Genomic DNA, 12,886 nt, shown 5'->3' with positions numbered 1-12,886 from the left:
TATTAATATTTCATTCCAGGCGTATTGAGAAAAACTTTCAGGAAAATGTGAATATTAATTGACAAATGAATATCATTTCTTTAGTATAGGTTGGGACGGATACTCTCTTATCCCGAGCTGGCGGAGGGACAGGCCCGATGAAGCCCAGCAACCTCACTTGTAGTGGTAAATACATGTGAATAGGTGCTAAAACCTGTGCGAGGCTAATGGTCTCGAACGATAAGAGCAAAGGGCAAAAAGCAGTATGCAAGTAGCAAATTAAACCTTTCCTCTATGTTAAGTAGGAAAGGTTTTTCTGTATGCTTGTGTGGGAGAATAAATGTATGTCGCAGTTTGTGGCAAATTAAGGATGAGTTCCGTACAATATATACAATTACTGTAGGGAGGTTTACCACATGACAAAAAAACGTCATCTGTTCACATCTGAGTCTGTAACTGAAGGACATCCAGATAAAATTTGTGACCAAATTTCTGATTCAATTTTAGATGCGATCTTATCAAAAGACGCAAATGCACGTGTAGCTTGTGAAACAACTGTAACAACTGGTTTAGTATTGGTAGCGGGGGAAATTACGACTTCTACTTACGTAGACATTCCAAAAATCGTTCGTGAAACAATTCAAGGCATTGGTTACACACGCGCAAAATACGGATTCGATGCAGAAACTTGTGCAGTTTTAACATCTATCGATGAGCAATCTGCTGACATCGCTATGGGTGTTGACCAAGCGCTAGAAGCACGCGAAGGTCAAATGACTGACGCTGAGATTGAGGCAATTGGTGCAGGAGACCAAGGTTTAATGTTTGGTTTTGCATGTAATGAAACACAAGAATTAATGCCACTTCCAATCTCGCTTGCTCACAAATTAGCTCGCCGTTTAACTGAAGTACGTAAAGATGACACATTATCATACTTACGTCCGGATGGAAAAACGCAAGTTACAATTGAGTATGATGAAAATGGTAAACCTGTACGTGTAGATACAATTGTAATTTCTACACAGCATCATCCAGATGTTACATGGGAAGAAATCGATCGCGATTTAAAAGAGCATGTAATTAAAGCTGTAGTTCCAGCAGAATTAATGGATGGAGAAACGAAATTCTTCATTAACCCAACTGGCCGCTTCGTAATTGGTGGACCTCAAGGTGATGCTGGTTTAACAGGACGTAAAATCATCGTTGATACTTACGGTGGATACGCTCGCCACGGTGGCGGTGCATTCTCTGGTAAAGATGCAACGAAAGTTGACCGTTCTGCAGCATATGCAGCTCGTTATGTTGCGAAAAATATCGTAGCAGCTGGACTTGCTGACAAAGCAGAAGTACAACTTGCATACGCAATTGGCGTAGCACAACCAGTATCAATTTCAGTTGATACATTTGGCACTGGTAAAGTATCTGAAGACGTACTAGTAGAACTAGTTCGTAACAACTTCGATCTTCGCCCAGCTGGTATTATTAAAATGCTAGACTTACGTCGCCCAATTTACAAACAAACAGCAGCTTACGGTCACTTTGGACGTACTGATGTAGATCTTTCATGGGAACGTACAGACAAAGCAGCTACTTTAAAAGAGCAAGCTGGTCTATAATATATGAAAAAAAGCTTTGCGCAGTGAGCGCAAAGCTTTTTTTATTTCGTTTTACTTACAATTTGAATGCATGATTTACAATACACTTCTCCGTCTAGCTCAATATATTTTTTCATATTAGTCATACCACTTGCTGGAAATGGCATATGAATCCGTGATTTTTCATATGTTTGTATTTCTTTTTCACATGATTTACAAATGGTCCGTTTCTTATGTAACATATGCAATCAACCTTTCATTTGACGTGCTTTACCCGCGCAAAAGGCACTGCTTAGTAAAAATAGCGTTGCGAATATAATACTTACTAATGTGGCGTATGGAATTGCTCCTTTTAGAGAAAAACCGACAGTGATGGAAGCAACGAATAAGAGGATGAATGTTGTTGTTAATTTTTTGTATAGTTCCATAATAGGTAGACCTCCGATTTATTTGGTAGTGCAATTTTAAAAACTGAATTCTACTATGTAGAAAATATAAGAAAAGTTAAAGGTTAGCTAATGATGTGAAGTCTAGGGGGATAAGAAAGAATGTTTTTCATTTTCCTTTTTGTGGATTACTATACTTATATTGTATCATGATGCATCATCGTCTTCATACATAATTGTGTAAAGGTATGTATGATAAAATGAAGAAAAGTCTTTAAGAAAGGAAGAAGAAAAATGAGTGTCAATGAACATAAAAAACAAGCGCCAAAAGAAGTGCGTTGCAAGATTGTAACAATTTCCGATACACGTACGGAAGAGACAGATAAGAGCGGACAACTATTACATGAATTGTTAAAAGAAGCAGGCCATACAGTGACTTCTTATGCAATTGTAAAAGATGATAAAGAAAGTATTCAGCAAGCAGTGTTAGCTGGTTATCATAAGGAAGATGTTGATGTTGTATTAACAAATGGTGGTACAGGTATTACGAAACGTGATGTCACAATTGAAGCTGTATCAGCTTTATTAGATAAAGAAATTGTCGGATTTGGTGAGTTGTTCCGCATGATTAGTTATTTAGAAGATATCGGAAGTAGTGCAATGTTAAGTAGAGCGGTTGGTGGCACAATTGGGCGAAAAGTTGTCTTTTCAATGCCAGGATCTAGCGGAGCAGTTCGCCTTGCGATGAATAAGTTGATTTTACCGGAGTTAGGTCATATTACATTCGAGCTGCATCGCCAATGAGTAAATGGGCTGGAATTGTATTAGCGGGCGGTATGTCGAGTAGGTTTGGTGAGCCGAAAGCGTTAGCGAGCTGGCAAGGGAGTACGTTTATTGAGCATATTTTGAAAGTGATGACAAGGACGCTCCAAGAGGTTGTAGTCATTAGTCATTCTGATATAAAAGAGCGAGTAGAGCAATTCGTACAAGTTCCTGTTATAGAAGATATTCTACACTATAAAGGAAACGGTCCACTTGCTGGAATTGTATCAGGAATGGAATATATAGAAGCAGATTGGTACGCTATTATGCCTTGCGATGCGCCAAATGTTTCGCATGAGTGGTTTACTATTTTATTAGAGCAAACGAACAATGAATATGATGCGGTTGTACCTATTATTAATGGAAGAAAACAACCGTTACTTGCAGCGTATCATAACCGTGTGAAAGAAAAGATTTATACTTTACTTCAAGAAGAAAAAAGAAGTATGGGGCAGCTTTTATTACAATGTAATGTGAAATATGTTGCCGGAGAAGATATACAAGCAAATGCAGAATGGTTTATAAATGTAAATACGAAAGAAGAATATGTGCAAGCTCAAAAAAACCTTTCAAATGATTGAAAGGTTTTTTGATATACAGAATTGGGGAACAATTGCTGTATAAAGGTATGTGAGTAAGCTGATTTTAAGGGGAATTCTTAAAATCACTATACAGTAAAAACACTGTATAACCATATATTAATTTTTATGGGTTTTTATTACAAGTCTGTTTAGTTATGTTTATTTTTGCTATAATGAATATAGGAATAAAGTGATATTTAACCTTATGTATCATTTATTAAACTAAAATTTGTGTTCGTGTAATAAACTCCCTTCATTTTTTTGAAGGGAGTTTTTGTGTTTAAGCGAGTAATTCTGATGTGGTGTGCTGAAGGACTTCTTCATATTGATTAAGTAAGCCACGAAAAATCTCATCCCAGCTTTTGGATTTCGCATAAGACGAAGCTGCTATTCCCATCTGTATAAGTTTTTCTTTATTTTGTAATAAAGAATAAATGGATGATAGAAATGCATCCGCATCTTTTGGTGGACAAAGAACTCCCGTTTTTCCATCTGTAATAATATTTTTAACTCCGCCACTATTTGCACCAATGACAGGGGTACCACATGCAAGTGATTCGAGTACGACATTTCCAAACGTTTCAGTAGCTGATGGAAATATCATTATGTTAGAACAAGCATATGCTTCAGCTAAATCTTCACCTTGTAAATAGCCAGTAAAAGTGACATTTGTTTTCGAGACAGCTTCACATAAGTTTGCTGCTAGAGGACCATCTCCGGCGATGAGCCAATGAATGTCGTTTCGAGTATGCGCGGATTTAACGATAAGGTCTTGCAACGTATCAATATCTTTTTCAGGAGCAATCCGTCCAACATAGGAAAGGACATACTTCGCTGTAATATTATATTTTTTTCGGAATAGCTCTGTATTATAAGCTGGATGAAAGAGTGTGCAATCTACACCACGTCCCCAAATAGAGAGGGACTGAAACCCTTTATTTTTTAGTTGATGTAATGTTTCAGAGGAAGGAACAAAATTCTTTTGCATATGACTATGAAACCATTTTAAATAGTTCCAAAGCATATTAGAGAGGAATTCGATTTTGTAATAGCGTAAATAGGCATCGAAATCAGTATGATAAGAACCGACAACTGGAATGTTTAACTTTTTTGCATAATACAATCCACAAAGTCCCATGTTGAAAGGTGTAGCAATGTGAATCATATCAGGTTTAAAGGTAAGAAGTTCCCGTTTAATGCGCGGAGTAGGAAAAGAAAAGCGGCATTCTGGATATAATATTGTTAACGGGATACTTCTCATTTTGTTCACATTTGCTACGAAATTATCTTCAGCGGTATGCTGAGGGGCGAAAACAGAATAGGCGATATTTTCTTTTTGAAAGTAACGTGTTAATCGCTCTAATGTTTTCGCAACCCCATTGATTTGTGGTGTAAAAGTATCGGTAAATATGGCGACTCTCATCATATCGCTCCTTTACGTGAAGAGTGGGATGCATTGATAAAAAGAGATGATGCCAGAGCAAGTGCCGAGGAACATACCGACGAATACGTCTGACGGATAGTGAAGCCCTAAATAAATGCGAGAAATCCCGACGCATAATGCTAACGGTAATAGAAAAACAAGTAAGCTTGGATTATAGCAAATAAATGGAATGAACACAGAGAAAACAGCCGTTGTATGACCAGACGGGAAAGAGTGGTCTTTTAATGGATGGACTGGATATTTTGCATCCTGAATTGTTAAATAAGGACGTTTTCGTGGATACCATCTTTTTAATATTTGCACAGGAATATGGCTAATTGCTAAAGAAATAGCAGTTGCAATTGCAGCTTGATGCAAAGTCCCTTTTGCGAAAATTAAAAAGAAAAGTGTGAGTGCAATGGAGAAAGTGGCACCACCGATATGAGTAATATTGCTGAAAAAGATATTTAATGTTTTTTGATCAAAGTAGCGATTAATTCCTTTGAAAATGTAACATTCTAGTTTATATAATCCACTGACCTTCATGAAAATTCTCCTCCCTCATCTACATATATATGGAGATATTTGCTTCTATTTTAATAAGATTTTGTTGAGGGAATAATAATGTTTTGTAAAGAAAAAGTTAGTTTTTATAAAGTGAAACTTTAATCAGTGGGGGATTCTGTTCATCCACCACTGATTATTAGCCTTCACCAATCGGGATGAAAAAAGCTGCCAATCTTATGGCAGCAGGAAAATTATTTTTGTAATGATTTATAGTATTGACCTTTTTCAACGTATTGTGTGCGAATTCGTTCCATGTCTTTACGGTCTTCTTCTGTTAATTCACGAATGACTTTCGCTGGGCGACCGAACGCTAACGTATTTGGTGGAATTTTCTTCCCTTGTGAAACGAGACTCCCAGCACCGATAAAGGCTCCTTCACCAATTTCAGCACCATCTAATATAATAGATCCCATTCCAATTAAAGCATCTTTTTTAATGTGACAGCTATGTAAAATGACTTGATGTCCAACTGTAACGTCATCTTCTAAAATAAGAGGATACTGAGGGCTTTGGTGGAGTGTACATTGATCTTGTACATTTACCCGGTCTCCAATTATAGTCGGTGATACGTCACCTCGGATGACTGTATTAAACCAAATACTTGCTTCTTCACCAATGGAAACATCGCCTGTAATCGTAACATAGTCAGCGATAAAAGCACTACTCGAAATTTTGGGGTTTTTTTCTTTATAAGGATATATCATGTAAAGCCTTCCTTTCCTAGAGACTAGTTTTAGTGTATCAAATTATGAAAAAGAGTGAAATGGAGGAGGTCTGTATGTGGAATTATGAAGCGGAGGAAGCGAAAGCTGTAGTCGTTATTGTACACGGCGCAATGGAATATCACGGACGCTACGAAGCGGTCGCGGAAATGTGGAATCATATCGGCTACCACGTCGTGATGGGAGACCTTCCGTCACATGGAACGACTTCGAGAAATAGAGGACATATTGATTCATTTGATGAATACATAGAAGAAGTTAAATTATGGGTGAAAGAAGCTAGAAAATACCGGGTACCTATTTTTCTATTCGGTCATAGTATGGGCGGTCTTATCGTGATTCGTATGATGCAAGAAACGAAGAGAGAAGATATAGATGGTATCATTTTAAGTTCGCCATGTTTAGGCGTATTAGCTGCACCTGCTGCTCCGCTTCGAGCGGCTTCAAAAATATTAAATGTTGTTGCACCAAAATTGCAATTTGCAACGAATCTTACAGTGGAAATGTCGACACGTAATCATGAAGTGAGAGATGCGATGGAGAATGATTCATTGTTCTTGCGCAAAGTATCAGTACGTTGGTATAGTGAATTAATTAAGTCTATTGAAATGGCTCATAAGAAAATAAACGATTTTCCAGATGTTCCGCTCTTGCTAATGCAAGCATGTGAGGATAAACTTGTAGATAAAACACGTGTCCGCATGTGGTTTGATAATGTTAAAATAAGTGATAAGGCATATAAAGAATGGCCTAATTGTTATCATGAATTATTAAATGAGTATGAGCGTGATGAAATTTTGAATTATATTCAGTCATTTACTGAAATACGTATCAATAACATAATAGAAACAAATAAGTAAATTATTTGTACAATGAATAGAGGAGATGAAGGAAGAAGTGAACGTACCGAGTAATCCCATAACGCTCATGGCGAAAGTATACCGTGATGTGTTTCCGGTTGTACACCATGAGCTAGCGATGTGGAAAGAGCGTGCCTACCATATTCCGAATGATGAGCTTCATAGTCAGGCAATCGCAAGTATTGAGCATAAAACGTTTCATTGCGAGGGCGGTGGCATTTTAGCGCTATTAGCAAATGAACACCGAGAGGAATGTATTCGTTTTATCGTAGCGTATCAAACGATTAGCGACTATTTAGATAATTTATGTGATCGCAGTACATCGCTTGATCCGAACGATTTTGCCGCGCTGCATGAATCGATGTTAATGGCATTATCACCTGAAGTAGAAGGTGGCGGTAATTATTATCGTTATCGTGATGATCAAGATGATGGTGGTTATTTAGATGAACTTGTTGAAACGTGCCAAGATGTTTTAAAGAAAACGAAGCACTATGACAAAATTGCTCCTGTTCTTCATGAACTAGCTTGTTATTATTGTGATTTACAAATTCATAAACACGTGAAGTTAGAAGAAAGAGAACCACGTTTAAAAACATGGTTTGAAGCACATAAAGAAAACTTACCCGAGATGAGCTGGTTTGAATTTTCAGCATGTGCCGGTTCTACGCTTGGAATCTTCTGTCTTGTAGCATATGCATTTCATGATGAATTACATGATGAAGATATTGCGAAAATTAGACAAGGATACTTCCCTTACGTACAAGGACTTCATATTTTGCTTGATTATTTCATTGATCAAGAAGAAGACCGTATAGGCGGAGATTTGAATTTCTGTAGTTATTACGAAAATGAGCAAGCGATATTAGATCGCATGAAACATTTTGTAGAAGAAGCAGAGAACAGCATTGGTGATTTGCCTCATGCGAAGTTTCATCGTCTTATTAGCCGAGGGTTACTTGGTATTTATTTATCAGACCAAAAAGTATCAGCACAAAAGAATATGCACAAAATGGCACGGCGCATTGTAAAATACGGAGGGCTTACTTCACGATTCTTCTATTGGAACGGGAAGTTGTACCGAAAGAAAATGGCGCAGTGATGAAGAAAACCACTCTTGTAGAGTGGTTTTCTTGTTATAATATGGGAAAGAGGTGGTGGAAATGAAGAGAGTGTTTCAAAGGGTATATGACCATATGGAAGTAACATTACTCGTGCTACTTTCCATTTCATTTGTAACTGGAACGTATATGATGATGAATAAAGCCGGCGGTCCTACAACGATGGATTATGTGGCTCAAGTTATCATTGCATTGATTATTATAGTAGACATTGTCTTTTTAATAAGTGGTAGAAAAAAAGAAAATAGTAAATGAAAAGCATTTGTACACGGGGGTACAAATGCTTTTTATTATGATCGTATTTTTGAAAATACATATATAAGAAGTTCAATCGCAAAAATAACTAAAACAGATAGTCCGAATAAAGGCATGACAGCGCCTAGTATAACCATCATGATAAAGAAAACGAGTACGCTTTTCTTATCTCTTTGCTTTGGCGGTGCTGCTAATTTTCCTTTCGGTTTTCTTGCTAACCACATTTTTATTCCGTAATAAATGAGAAGTAATAAAGAAAATGTCGTTAGTAAGCATAATATTTTATTTGGCCATCCGAATAAATGTCCTTCGTGAAGCGGGATACCGTAAGTGAACCATTGTGCAAATAAGCCATAATCACGATAGTCCGTTTTTGAAATGAGTTCTCCGCTATATTGATCAAAGTAAGCTGTTATCTCTTCATTTGGTGCAACATGCATACCCGTAATACCAGAACCGCTCGATTTTGAAACAGTGAATACACCTTTCGGATCAGCTGGTAGTGAGATAACATATGGCTTTTTTATTTCAATTCCTTTTTGTAATTCATCGACAGAAATTGCTTTCGGTTCATTTGAATTCGATTCAGGCGGAGCTTCTTTTCTTGTTGCCCACGGCAATTCTTTTACCTTCGATTCAGGCGGTGCCATATATAATTTGGGATATCCGATCGATTCATTCGACGCTGCGATTTTATAAATTTGGTTGCCCATAAATCCTGACCACGGCAATCCAGATGCGACTAGCAGAACGAGAGGAATTGTAAATATAATACCGATAATAGAATGACGCCGTTTTGCTTTTTCTCGCTTATTGGATGATGGTGTGTTTTTGAATTGGCGTATACTCATATATAAACCAGTCATAATTAAAAAGATTGTCCAGCATGCCGCGAGTTCTACAATATAGTTGACGACAGTACCACCAACTAAAAGAGAACTATGTAATTCCCGCATGATATTGGCAAACGTTTCACTAGCGTTTTGATCCCCAACAATTTGATTATTGCTATCTAAATACACATATTTTTGTTGCCCAGTATATTCATTTGCAATAGTAAGCCTCGTATTATAATCCCCATTAAACTCACTAATTTTCGCCACGCTATAATGTGGATATTTTTTCTCTGTTAAGGAAATAGAATCAGACATCGAAATAGATTCTGTTTGGGCGCTCTTCCCAAAATATAAATCTTTATAGATGAAATCTTCAACTTCCTCTCGAAATAAATACCCAATTCCGCTCAGTGACAACGTAATAAGAAGTGGCGTAATAAAAAGCCCAGCATAAAAATGCCAACGCCAAAAAATGTAATGAAGCGAACGATTTACTTTCATACTTTCAGTTCCCCTAACCTTCCCTATATGAATAACTACTTATTTAATATAGCGAGATTAAGTGTGGATACTTTGAAAGAATTGTGAAGAAAGTTAAAAGTTTTGGGGATTTTTAGCAAACAAAAAACACATTTTAAAAGGGCTGTTTTCTATGTTTATGAAGATCTCTTAGTATTTGATAGATACATCCTAACAACCGCCTCAGCAAGACATTGAGCAGAATCCACAAAATCCTCACTCGCCACAACATTCAAATCAGTACATGCGATAATAGCAGTATCTATTTCATCTTTTAATTGTAAAACGAGCGCGCTCCATAATTTGCGGGCTTCTTCAACTTCTCCGCTTTTGATACAAGTAATAATTTGATTAATCATCTCCTGCCATTTTTCATTATGGAGGTATTCTATATTACGTTTTGCAATCCCATCTTGGTAAATTCCAGCTTGAACAGTCGCTTCTGTTGCGAGAAGAGCGACTCTTTTTACAGTTTCAGGAATTGCTCGTAACGTCTCATCGACTATATTCAAAATTGGAATAGAAAGAGAATGCTGTAATTCTTCAAAATAAAGATGCGCTGTATTGCAAGGCATAGCAATAAAGTCTACACCAGCACTTTCGAGTTTTTGTGCTCCTTCAATAATCGCTTTTTTCATCGCTTCGTGATCGATAGGACGATCCATGTAAAACGGTGTTGGGCAAGAATAAATCATCATATGAGGAAAGTCTATATCATGTTTTGCTCCGTATATTGTTTGGTACTCTGCTACAACTGTATCGACGAATGGCCCAGTTGATTTTGGCCCCATTCCTGCTAGTATTCCAATCATTTTTTCGTCTCCTTTAACATTGTATATATCCATTATATAGGAGAATAACAAAAAGACGTGCAGTGAGTGCACGTCTTTTTTTGTTATGTTTTGTCGAACAATCGATATATCCAAGAAATCGTTGATATATTGTAAGTTATGATAGATATATCGAAAAAATCGTTGATATATCCCGAGTTATGATAGATATAATTGAAAAATCGTTGATATAATTACCCCGTAAATGCCCGACTGGTGAGGGCTGATAATCGGCGGGGGATGCCCCCACTGATTAAAGTTTCACTTTATCGCTTCTCAATCGCTACAATAAATGGTGGGTTGTTTTGTTGGTTAATGAAGCCGTATCGCAAAACGTGAGCATGTTTTTGGTCGAGTTCTTCTGCAAATTTAAGTACAGCGTCGCGTTCTACTTGTCCTTCTGGATGTCCGTGGTAAATGACAAGGACGATGATACCTTCAGGTGCCATTACTTCTAATAACTGTTCGATCGCCGAAATCGTTGAGTTCGGCTTTGTAACGATATGTTTGTCTCCGCCTGGAAGGTAACCTAAGTTGAAGATTGCGCCTGTCACTTTTCCTTTTGCATCTTCTGGTAATACGGATACAAGTGTATCGTGACTATCGTGAACTAAAACTGTACGTTCAAAAAGTTCTTTTTCTTTTAGACGGATGGTAGAACTTTCGATAGCTTCTTTTTGAATATCAAATCCAAATACTTTTCCGTTATCTCCAACGATTTCAGCTAGGAAGCAAGTGTCATGCCCATTGCCGAGCGTTGCATCTACAGCGTAATCGCCTTCTTTTACTGCCGTTTGCAAGAGAGTGCGAGCAAACGGTAATACACGTTCTAATTTCATTTTTGTTTCTCCTCATTTGCATATTTTCCTTGCCAGCTTCCGCGGCGTACAAATTCTGCATCGATGGAATTTAATACTTCCCATTTATTTAAGCTCCACATTGGGCCAATCATTAAATCAGGTGGACCGTCACCTGTGATACGGTGCACAATTACGTCTTCTGGAATCATTTCAAGTTGGTCAACAACGAGACTTACGTAATCCTCAAGAGAAAGGAATTCTAGTTGTCCTTTTTCATATTGCTTCACCATTGGCGTTCCTTTTAATAAGTGAAGTAAGTGGATTTTAATTCCTTGTACATCAAGCTTCGCTACTTCACGAGCTGTTTCCATCATCATATCGTAATCTTCAAGAGGAAGACCGTTAATAATATGAGAGCAAACTCTAATGCCGTGCTTACGTAATTTATTCACACCTTCAACGTAGGAAGGATAATCGTGAGCACGGTTAATCAGATTGGCAGTTCGTTCATGAACAGTTTGTAATCCGAGTTCAACCCAAAGGTACGTGCGTTTATTTAAGTCCGCTAAATATGCAACGACATCGTCCGGTAAGCAATCTGGACGAGTCGCGATAGAAAGACCGACAACGTCTTTTTCTGCTAGAAGCGGTTCGAATTTTTCTTTTAACACTTCAAGTGGTGCATGTGTATTTGTATAAGCCTGAAAATAAGCGATACATTTTCCATCTTTCCACTTTGAACGCATTTTTTCTTTCATTTCATGATATTGCGTTATAACATCATCGCGGCGATCACCAGCGAAGTCGCCAGATCCGGCAGCGCTGCAAAATGTACAACCACCGTAAGCAACTGTACCGTCACGGTTCGGACAATCGAAGCCAGCATCTAATGAAACTTTAAAGATTTTTTCACCAAATTCATTTCGTAAATGGTAATTCCATGTATGATAACGTTTATTGTCGTTTGTATATGGAAAAGGGTTTTGAACCTTCATTATTTTCCCTCCTAAGCCGAGTCAAAATGAAACAAAATCCATTATAACATACTCATAAGGTTCAGATGGAAGGGACACACTAAAGGGGAATTGAAGCAAGGAGGGACAATTATGGCAGAGCGTCAATCACTTGAATCGTATATTACACAGGCGGAACAAGCGGTGGAATATGCGAAAGAGCAATTAGATCTTGGTATGAGACAAGAGCATTACAATACGATGGAGTATTCAGATGCACAGTTACAATTAGAACAAGCATATAACGATTTACAAACGATGCAACAACATGCGAATGATGAGCAACGTGAGCAGTTAAATAGAGCACGTATGGCAATTCGCCAATTGCAACATCAAATGATTATTACACCGCACTAATAAGGAGTGAATGTAATGGCGAAACGTTCAGATCAAAATAACCCAGAACAAAAAACACAAAATGGACATAACGCTGAGTTTTCGAATGAGCTTGATCCAGTTGTGCAAGTGAAACAGCGCAACAGTAAAAAAGGACAACCTCAAAGATCGAAGCAATCAGAGTAGACCAGGTCGCAATATGACCTGGTTTTATTTTATTATATTACAATAATGTAAGATT

At 37.6% G+C, this 12,886-nt stretch carries 17 protein-coding genes and 1 riboswitch; of the genes, 8 read left to right on the top strand and 9 right to left on the bottom strand.

Going from position 1 to position 12,886, the window contains the following annotated elements:
* The first annotated feature begins 104 nt into the window (after positions 1-104).
* A riboswitch (SAM riboswitch) is annotated at positions 105-226 on the top strand.
* 169 nt (positions 227-395) lie between these two features.
* Positions 396-1,595 carry a methionine adenosyltransferase gene (gene metK / locus JDS98_RS10640; protein ID WP_000163114.1) on the top strand — a complete coding sequence of 400 codons (1,200 nt, stop codon included), beginning with the start codon at positions 396-398 and terminating at the stop codon, positions 1,593-1,595.
* A gap of 41 nt (positions 1,596-1,636) precedes the next feature.
* On the opposite strand, the gene JDS98_RS10635 is transcribed toward metK, so the two are convergent.
* Positions 1,637-1,816 (bottom strand): hypothetical protein, encoded by a 180-nt coding sequence (locus JDS98_RS10635; RefSeq protein WP_000902511.1) that lies wholly within the window; start codon positions 1,814-1,816, stop codon positions 1,637-1,639.
* A gap of 6 nt (positions 1,817-1,822) precedes the next feature.
* Positions 1,823-2,002, bottom strand: coding sequence for a hypothetical protein (locus JDS98_RS10630; RefSeq protein ID WP_000424805.1), 180 nt, complete (start codon positions 2,000-2,002; stop codon positions 1,823-1,825).
* Between the two features lie 252 nt (positions 2,003-2,254).
* Here JDS98_RS10630 and JDS98_RS10625 point away from each other — a divergent pair, with 252 nt between their 5' ends.
* Both JDS98_RS10625 and JDS98_RS10620 read left to right on the top strand, forming a co-directional pair.
* Positions 2,255-2,764, top strand: coding sequence for a MogA/MoaB family molybdenum cofactor biosynthesis protein (locus tag JDS98_RS10625; protein WP_098911430.1), 510 nt, complete (start codon positions 2,255-2,257; stop codon positions 2,762-2,764).
* Positions 2,761-3,363, top strand: a complete 603-nt coding sequence (locus JDS98_RS10620; RefSeq protein WP_098911429.1) for a molybdenum cofactor guanylyltransferase — start codon at positions 2,761-2,763, stop codon at positions 3,361-3,363. The genes JDS98_RS10625 and JDS98_RS10620 overlap by 4 nt, the downstream gene beginning before the upstream one ends.
* A gap of 280 nt (positions 3,364-3,643) precedes the next feature.
* Here JDS98_RS10620 and JDS98_RS10615 read toward each other — a convergent pair whose 3' ends face one another.
* The 3 genes from JDS98_RS10615 to JDS98_RS10605 form a co-directional block, all read right to left on the bottom strand.
* Entirely contained in the window at positions 3,644-4,786 is a 1,143-nt protein-coding gene (locus JDS98_RS10615) for a glycosyltransferase family 4 protein (protein WP_199633877.1), read from the bottom strand.
* A 12-nt stretch (positions 4,787-4,798) separates the two neighbouring features.
* Complete coding sequence (locus JDS98_RS10610; protein ID WP_098911427.1) at positions 4,799-5,332, bottom strand: phosphatase PAP2 family protein; 534 nt, start codon at positions 5,330-5,332, stop codon at positions 4,799-4,801.
* A 212-nt stretch (positions 5,333-5,544) separates the two neighbouring features.
* A complete protein-coding gene (locus JDS98_RS10605; protein ID WP_000640217.1) occupies positions 5,545-6,057 on the bottom strand; it encodes a gamma carbonic anhydrase in 513 nt (170 codons plus the stop codon).
* 74 nt (positions 6,058-6,131) lie between these two features.
* Between JDS98_RS10605 and JDS98_RS10600 the strand changes: the two genes are divergently transcribed.
* The 3 genes from JDS98_RS10600 (at position 6,132) to JDS98_RS10590 (ending at position 8,311) form a co-directional block, all read left to right on the top strand.
* The gene (locus JDS98_RS10600; RefSeq protein ID WP_000267439.1) at positions 6,132-6,935 is read left to right on the top strand and encodes an alpha/beta hydrolase; all 804 of its coding nucleotides are present in this window, start codon (positions 6,132-6,134) and stop codon (positions 6,933-6,935) included.
* Positions 6,936-6,972: 37 nt separating this feature from the next.
* The gene (locus JDS98_RS10595) at positions 6,973-8,037 is read left to right on the top strand and encodes a tetraprenyl-beta-curcumene synthase family protein (protein ID WP_001102465.1); all 1,065 of its coding nucleotides are present in this window, start codon (positions 6,973-6,975) and stop codon (positions 8,035-8,037) included.
* Between the two features lie 61 nt (positions 8,038-8,098).
* Entirely contained in the window at positions 8,099-8,311 is a 213-nt protein-coding gene (locus JDS98_RS10590) for a hypothetical protein (protein ID WP_000832127.1), read from the top strand.
* A gap of 35 nt (positions 8,312-8,346) precedes the next feature.
* On the opposite strand, the gene JDS98_RS10585 is transcribed toward JDS98_RS10590, so the two are convergent.
* The 4 genes from JDS98_RS10585 to mnmL all read right to left on the bottom strand — a co-directional run bounded on the left by JDS98_RS10585 (position 8,347) and on the right by mnmL (position 12,291).
* Positions 8,347-9,648, bottom strand: a complete 1,302-nt coding sequence (locus JDS98_RS10585; RefSeq protein ID WP_098911425.1) for a PepSY-associated TM helix domain-containing protein — start codon at positions 9,646-9,648, stop codon at positions 8,347-8,349.
* Between the two features lie 155 nt (positions 9,649-9,803).
* The gene (locus JDS98_RS10580; RefSeq protein ID WP_097957405.1) at positions 9,804-10,478 is read right to left on the bottom strand and encodes an aspartate/glutamate racemase family protein; all 675 of its coding nucleotides are present in this window, start codon (positions 10,476-10,478) and stop codon (positions 9,804-9,806) included.
* A gap of 284 nt (positions 10,479-10,762) precedes the next feature.
* The gene (gene mnmM / locus JDS98_RS10575; protein ID WP_097957406.1) at positions 10,763-11,335 is read right to left on the bottom strand and encodes a tRNA 5-(aminomethyl)-2-thiouridylate-methyltransferase MnmM; all 573 of its coding nucleotides are present in this window, start codon (positions 11,333-11,335) and stop codon (positions 10,763-10,765) included.
* Positions 11,332-12,291: a tRNA modification radical SAM protein MnmL/YtqA gene (gene mnmL, locus JDS98_RS10570; RefSeq protein ID WP_000868020.1), complete on the bottom strand. Its 960-nt coding sequence runs from the start codon at positions 12,289-12,291 to the stop codon at positions 11,332-11,334. Before mnmL ends, mnmM begins: the two co-directional genes overlap by 4 nt.
* A gap of 111 nt (positions 12,292-12,402) precedes the next feature.
* Between mnmL and JDS98_RS10565 the strand changes: the two genes are divergently transcribed.
* Positions 12,403-12,666, top strand: a complete 264-nt coding sequence (locus JDS98_RS10565) for a YtzC family protein (protein ID WP_000840865.1) — start codon at positions 12,403-12,405, stop codon at positions 12,664-12,666.
* 15 nt (positions 12,667-12,681) lie between these two features.
* Positions 12,682-12,831: a hypothetical protein gene (locus JDS98_RS10560; protein WP_001129345.1), complete on the top strand. Its 150-nt coding sequence runs from the start codon at positions 12,682-12,684 to the stop codon at positions 12,829-12,831.
* Positions 12,832-12,886 lie beyond the last annotated feature (55 nt).

The sequence above is a fragment of the Bacillus cereus group sp. N11 genome (genome assembly GCF_016483605.1).
In the GTDB taxonomy this organism is placed as follows: Bacteria; Bacillota; Bacilli; order Bacillales; family Bacillaceae_G; genus Bacillus_A; species Bacillus_A toyonensis.
This window is presented reverse-complemented; position numbering and strand designations above follow the sequence as displayed.

Bases quoted from the DNA above. Each gene is read 5' to 3' on its own strand.
- metK (WP_000163114.1), top strand. From the start codon at position 396: ATGACAAAAAAACGTCATCTGTTCACATCTGAGTCTGTAACTGAAGGA.
- JDS98_RS10635 (WP_000902511.1), bottom strand. From the start codon at position 1,816: ATGTTACATAAGAAACGGACCATTTGTAAATCATGTGAAAAAGAAATA.
- JDS98_RS10630 (WP_000424805.1), bottom strand. From the start codon at position 2,002: ATGGAACTATACAAAAAATTAACAACAACATTCATCCTCTTATTCGTT.
- JDS98_RS10625 (WP_098911430.1), top strand. From the start codon at position 2,255: ATGAGTGTCAATGAACATAAAAAACAAGCGCCAAAAGAAGTGCGTTGC.
- JDS98_RS10620 (WP_098911429.1), top strand. From the start codon at position 2,761: ATGAGTAAATGGGCTGGAATTGTATTAGCGGGCGGTATGTCGAGTAGG.
- JDS98_RS10615 (WP_199633877.1), bottom strand. From the start codon at position 4,786: ATGAGAGTCGCCATATTTACCGATACTTTTACACCACAAATCAATGGG.
- JDS98_RS10610 (WP_098911427.1), bottom strand. From the start codon at position 5,332: ATGAAGGTCAGTGGATTATATAAACTAGAATGTTACATTTTCAAAGGA.
- JDS98_RS10605 (WP_000640217.1), bottom strand. From the start codon at position 6,057: ATGATATATCCTTATAAAGAAAAAAACCCCAAAATTTCGAGTAGTGCT.
- JDS98_RS10600 (WP_000267439.1), top strand. From the start codon at position 6,132: ATGTGGAATTATGAAGCGGAGGAAGCGAAAGCTGTAGTCGTTATTGTA.
- JDS98_RS10590 (WP_000832127.1), top strand. From the start codon at position 8,099: ATGAAGAGAGTGTTTCAAAGGGTATATGACCATATGGAAGTAACATTA.
- JDS98_RS10585 (WP_098911425.1), bottom strand. From the start codon at position 9,648: ATGAAAGTAAATCGTTCGCTTCATTACATTTTTTGGCGTTGGCATTTT.
- JDS98_RS10580 (WP_097957405.1), bottom strand. From the start codon at position 10,478: ATGATTGGAATACTAGCAGGAATGGGGCCAAAATCAACTGGGCCATTC.
- mnmM (WP_097957406.1), bottom strand. From the start codon at position 11,335: ATGAAATTAGAACGTGTATTACCGTTTGCTCGCACTCTCTTGCAAACG.
- mnmL (WP_000868020.1), bottom strand. From the start codon at position 12,291: ATGAAGGTTCAAAACCCTTTTCCATATACAAACGACAATAAACGTTAT.
- JDS98_RS10565 (WP_000840865.1), top strand. From the start codon at position 12,403: ATGGCAGAGCGTCAATCACTTGAATCGTATATTACACAGGCGGAACAA.
- JDS98_RS10560 (WP_001129345.1), top strand. From the start codon at position 12,682: ATGGCGAAACGTTCAGATCAAAATAACCCAGAACAAAAAACACAAAAT.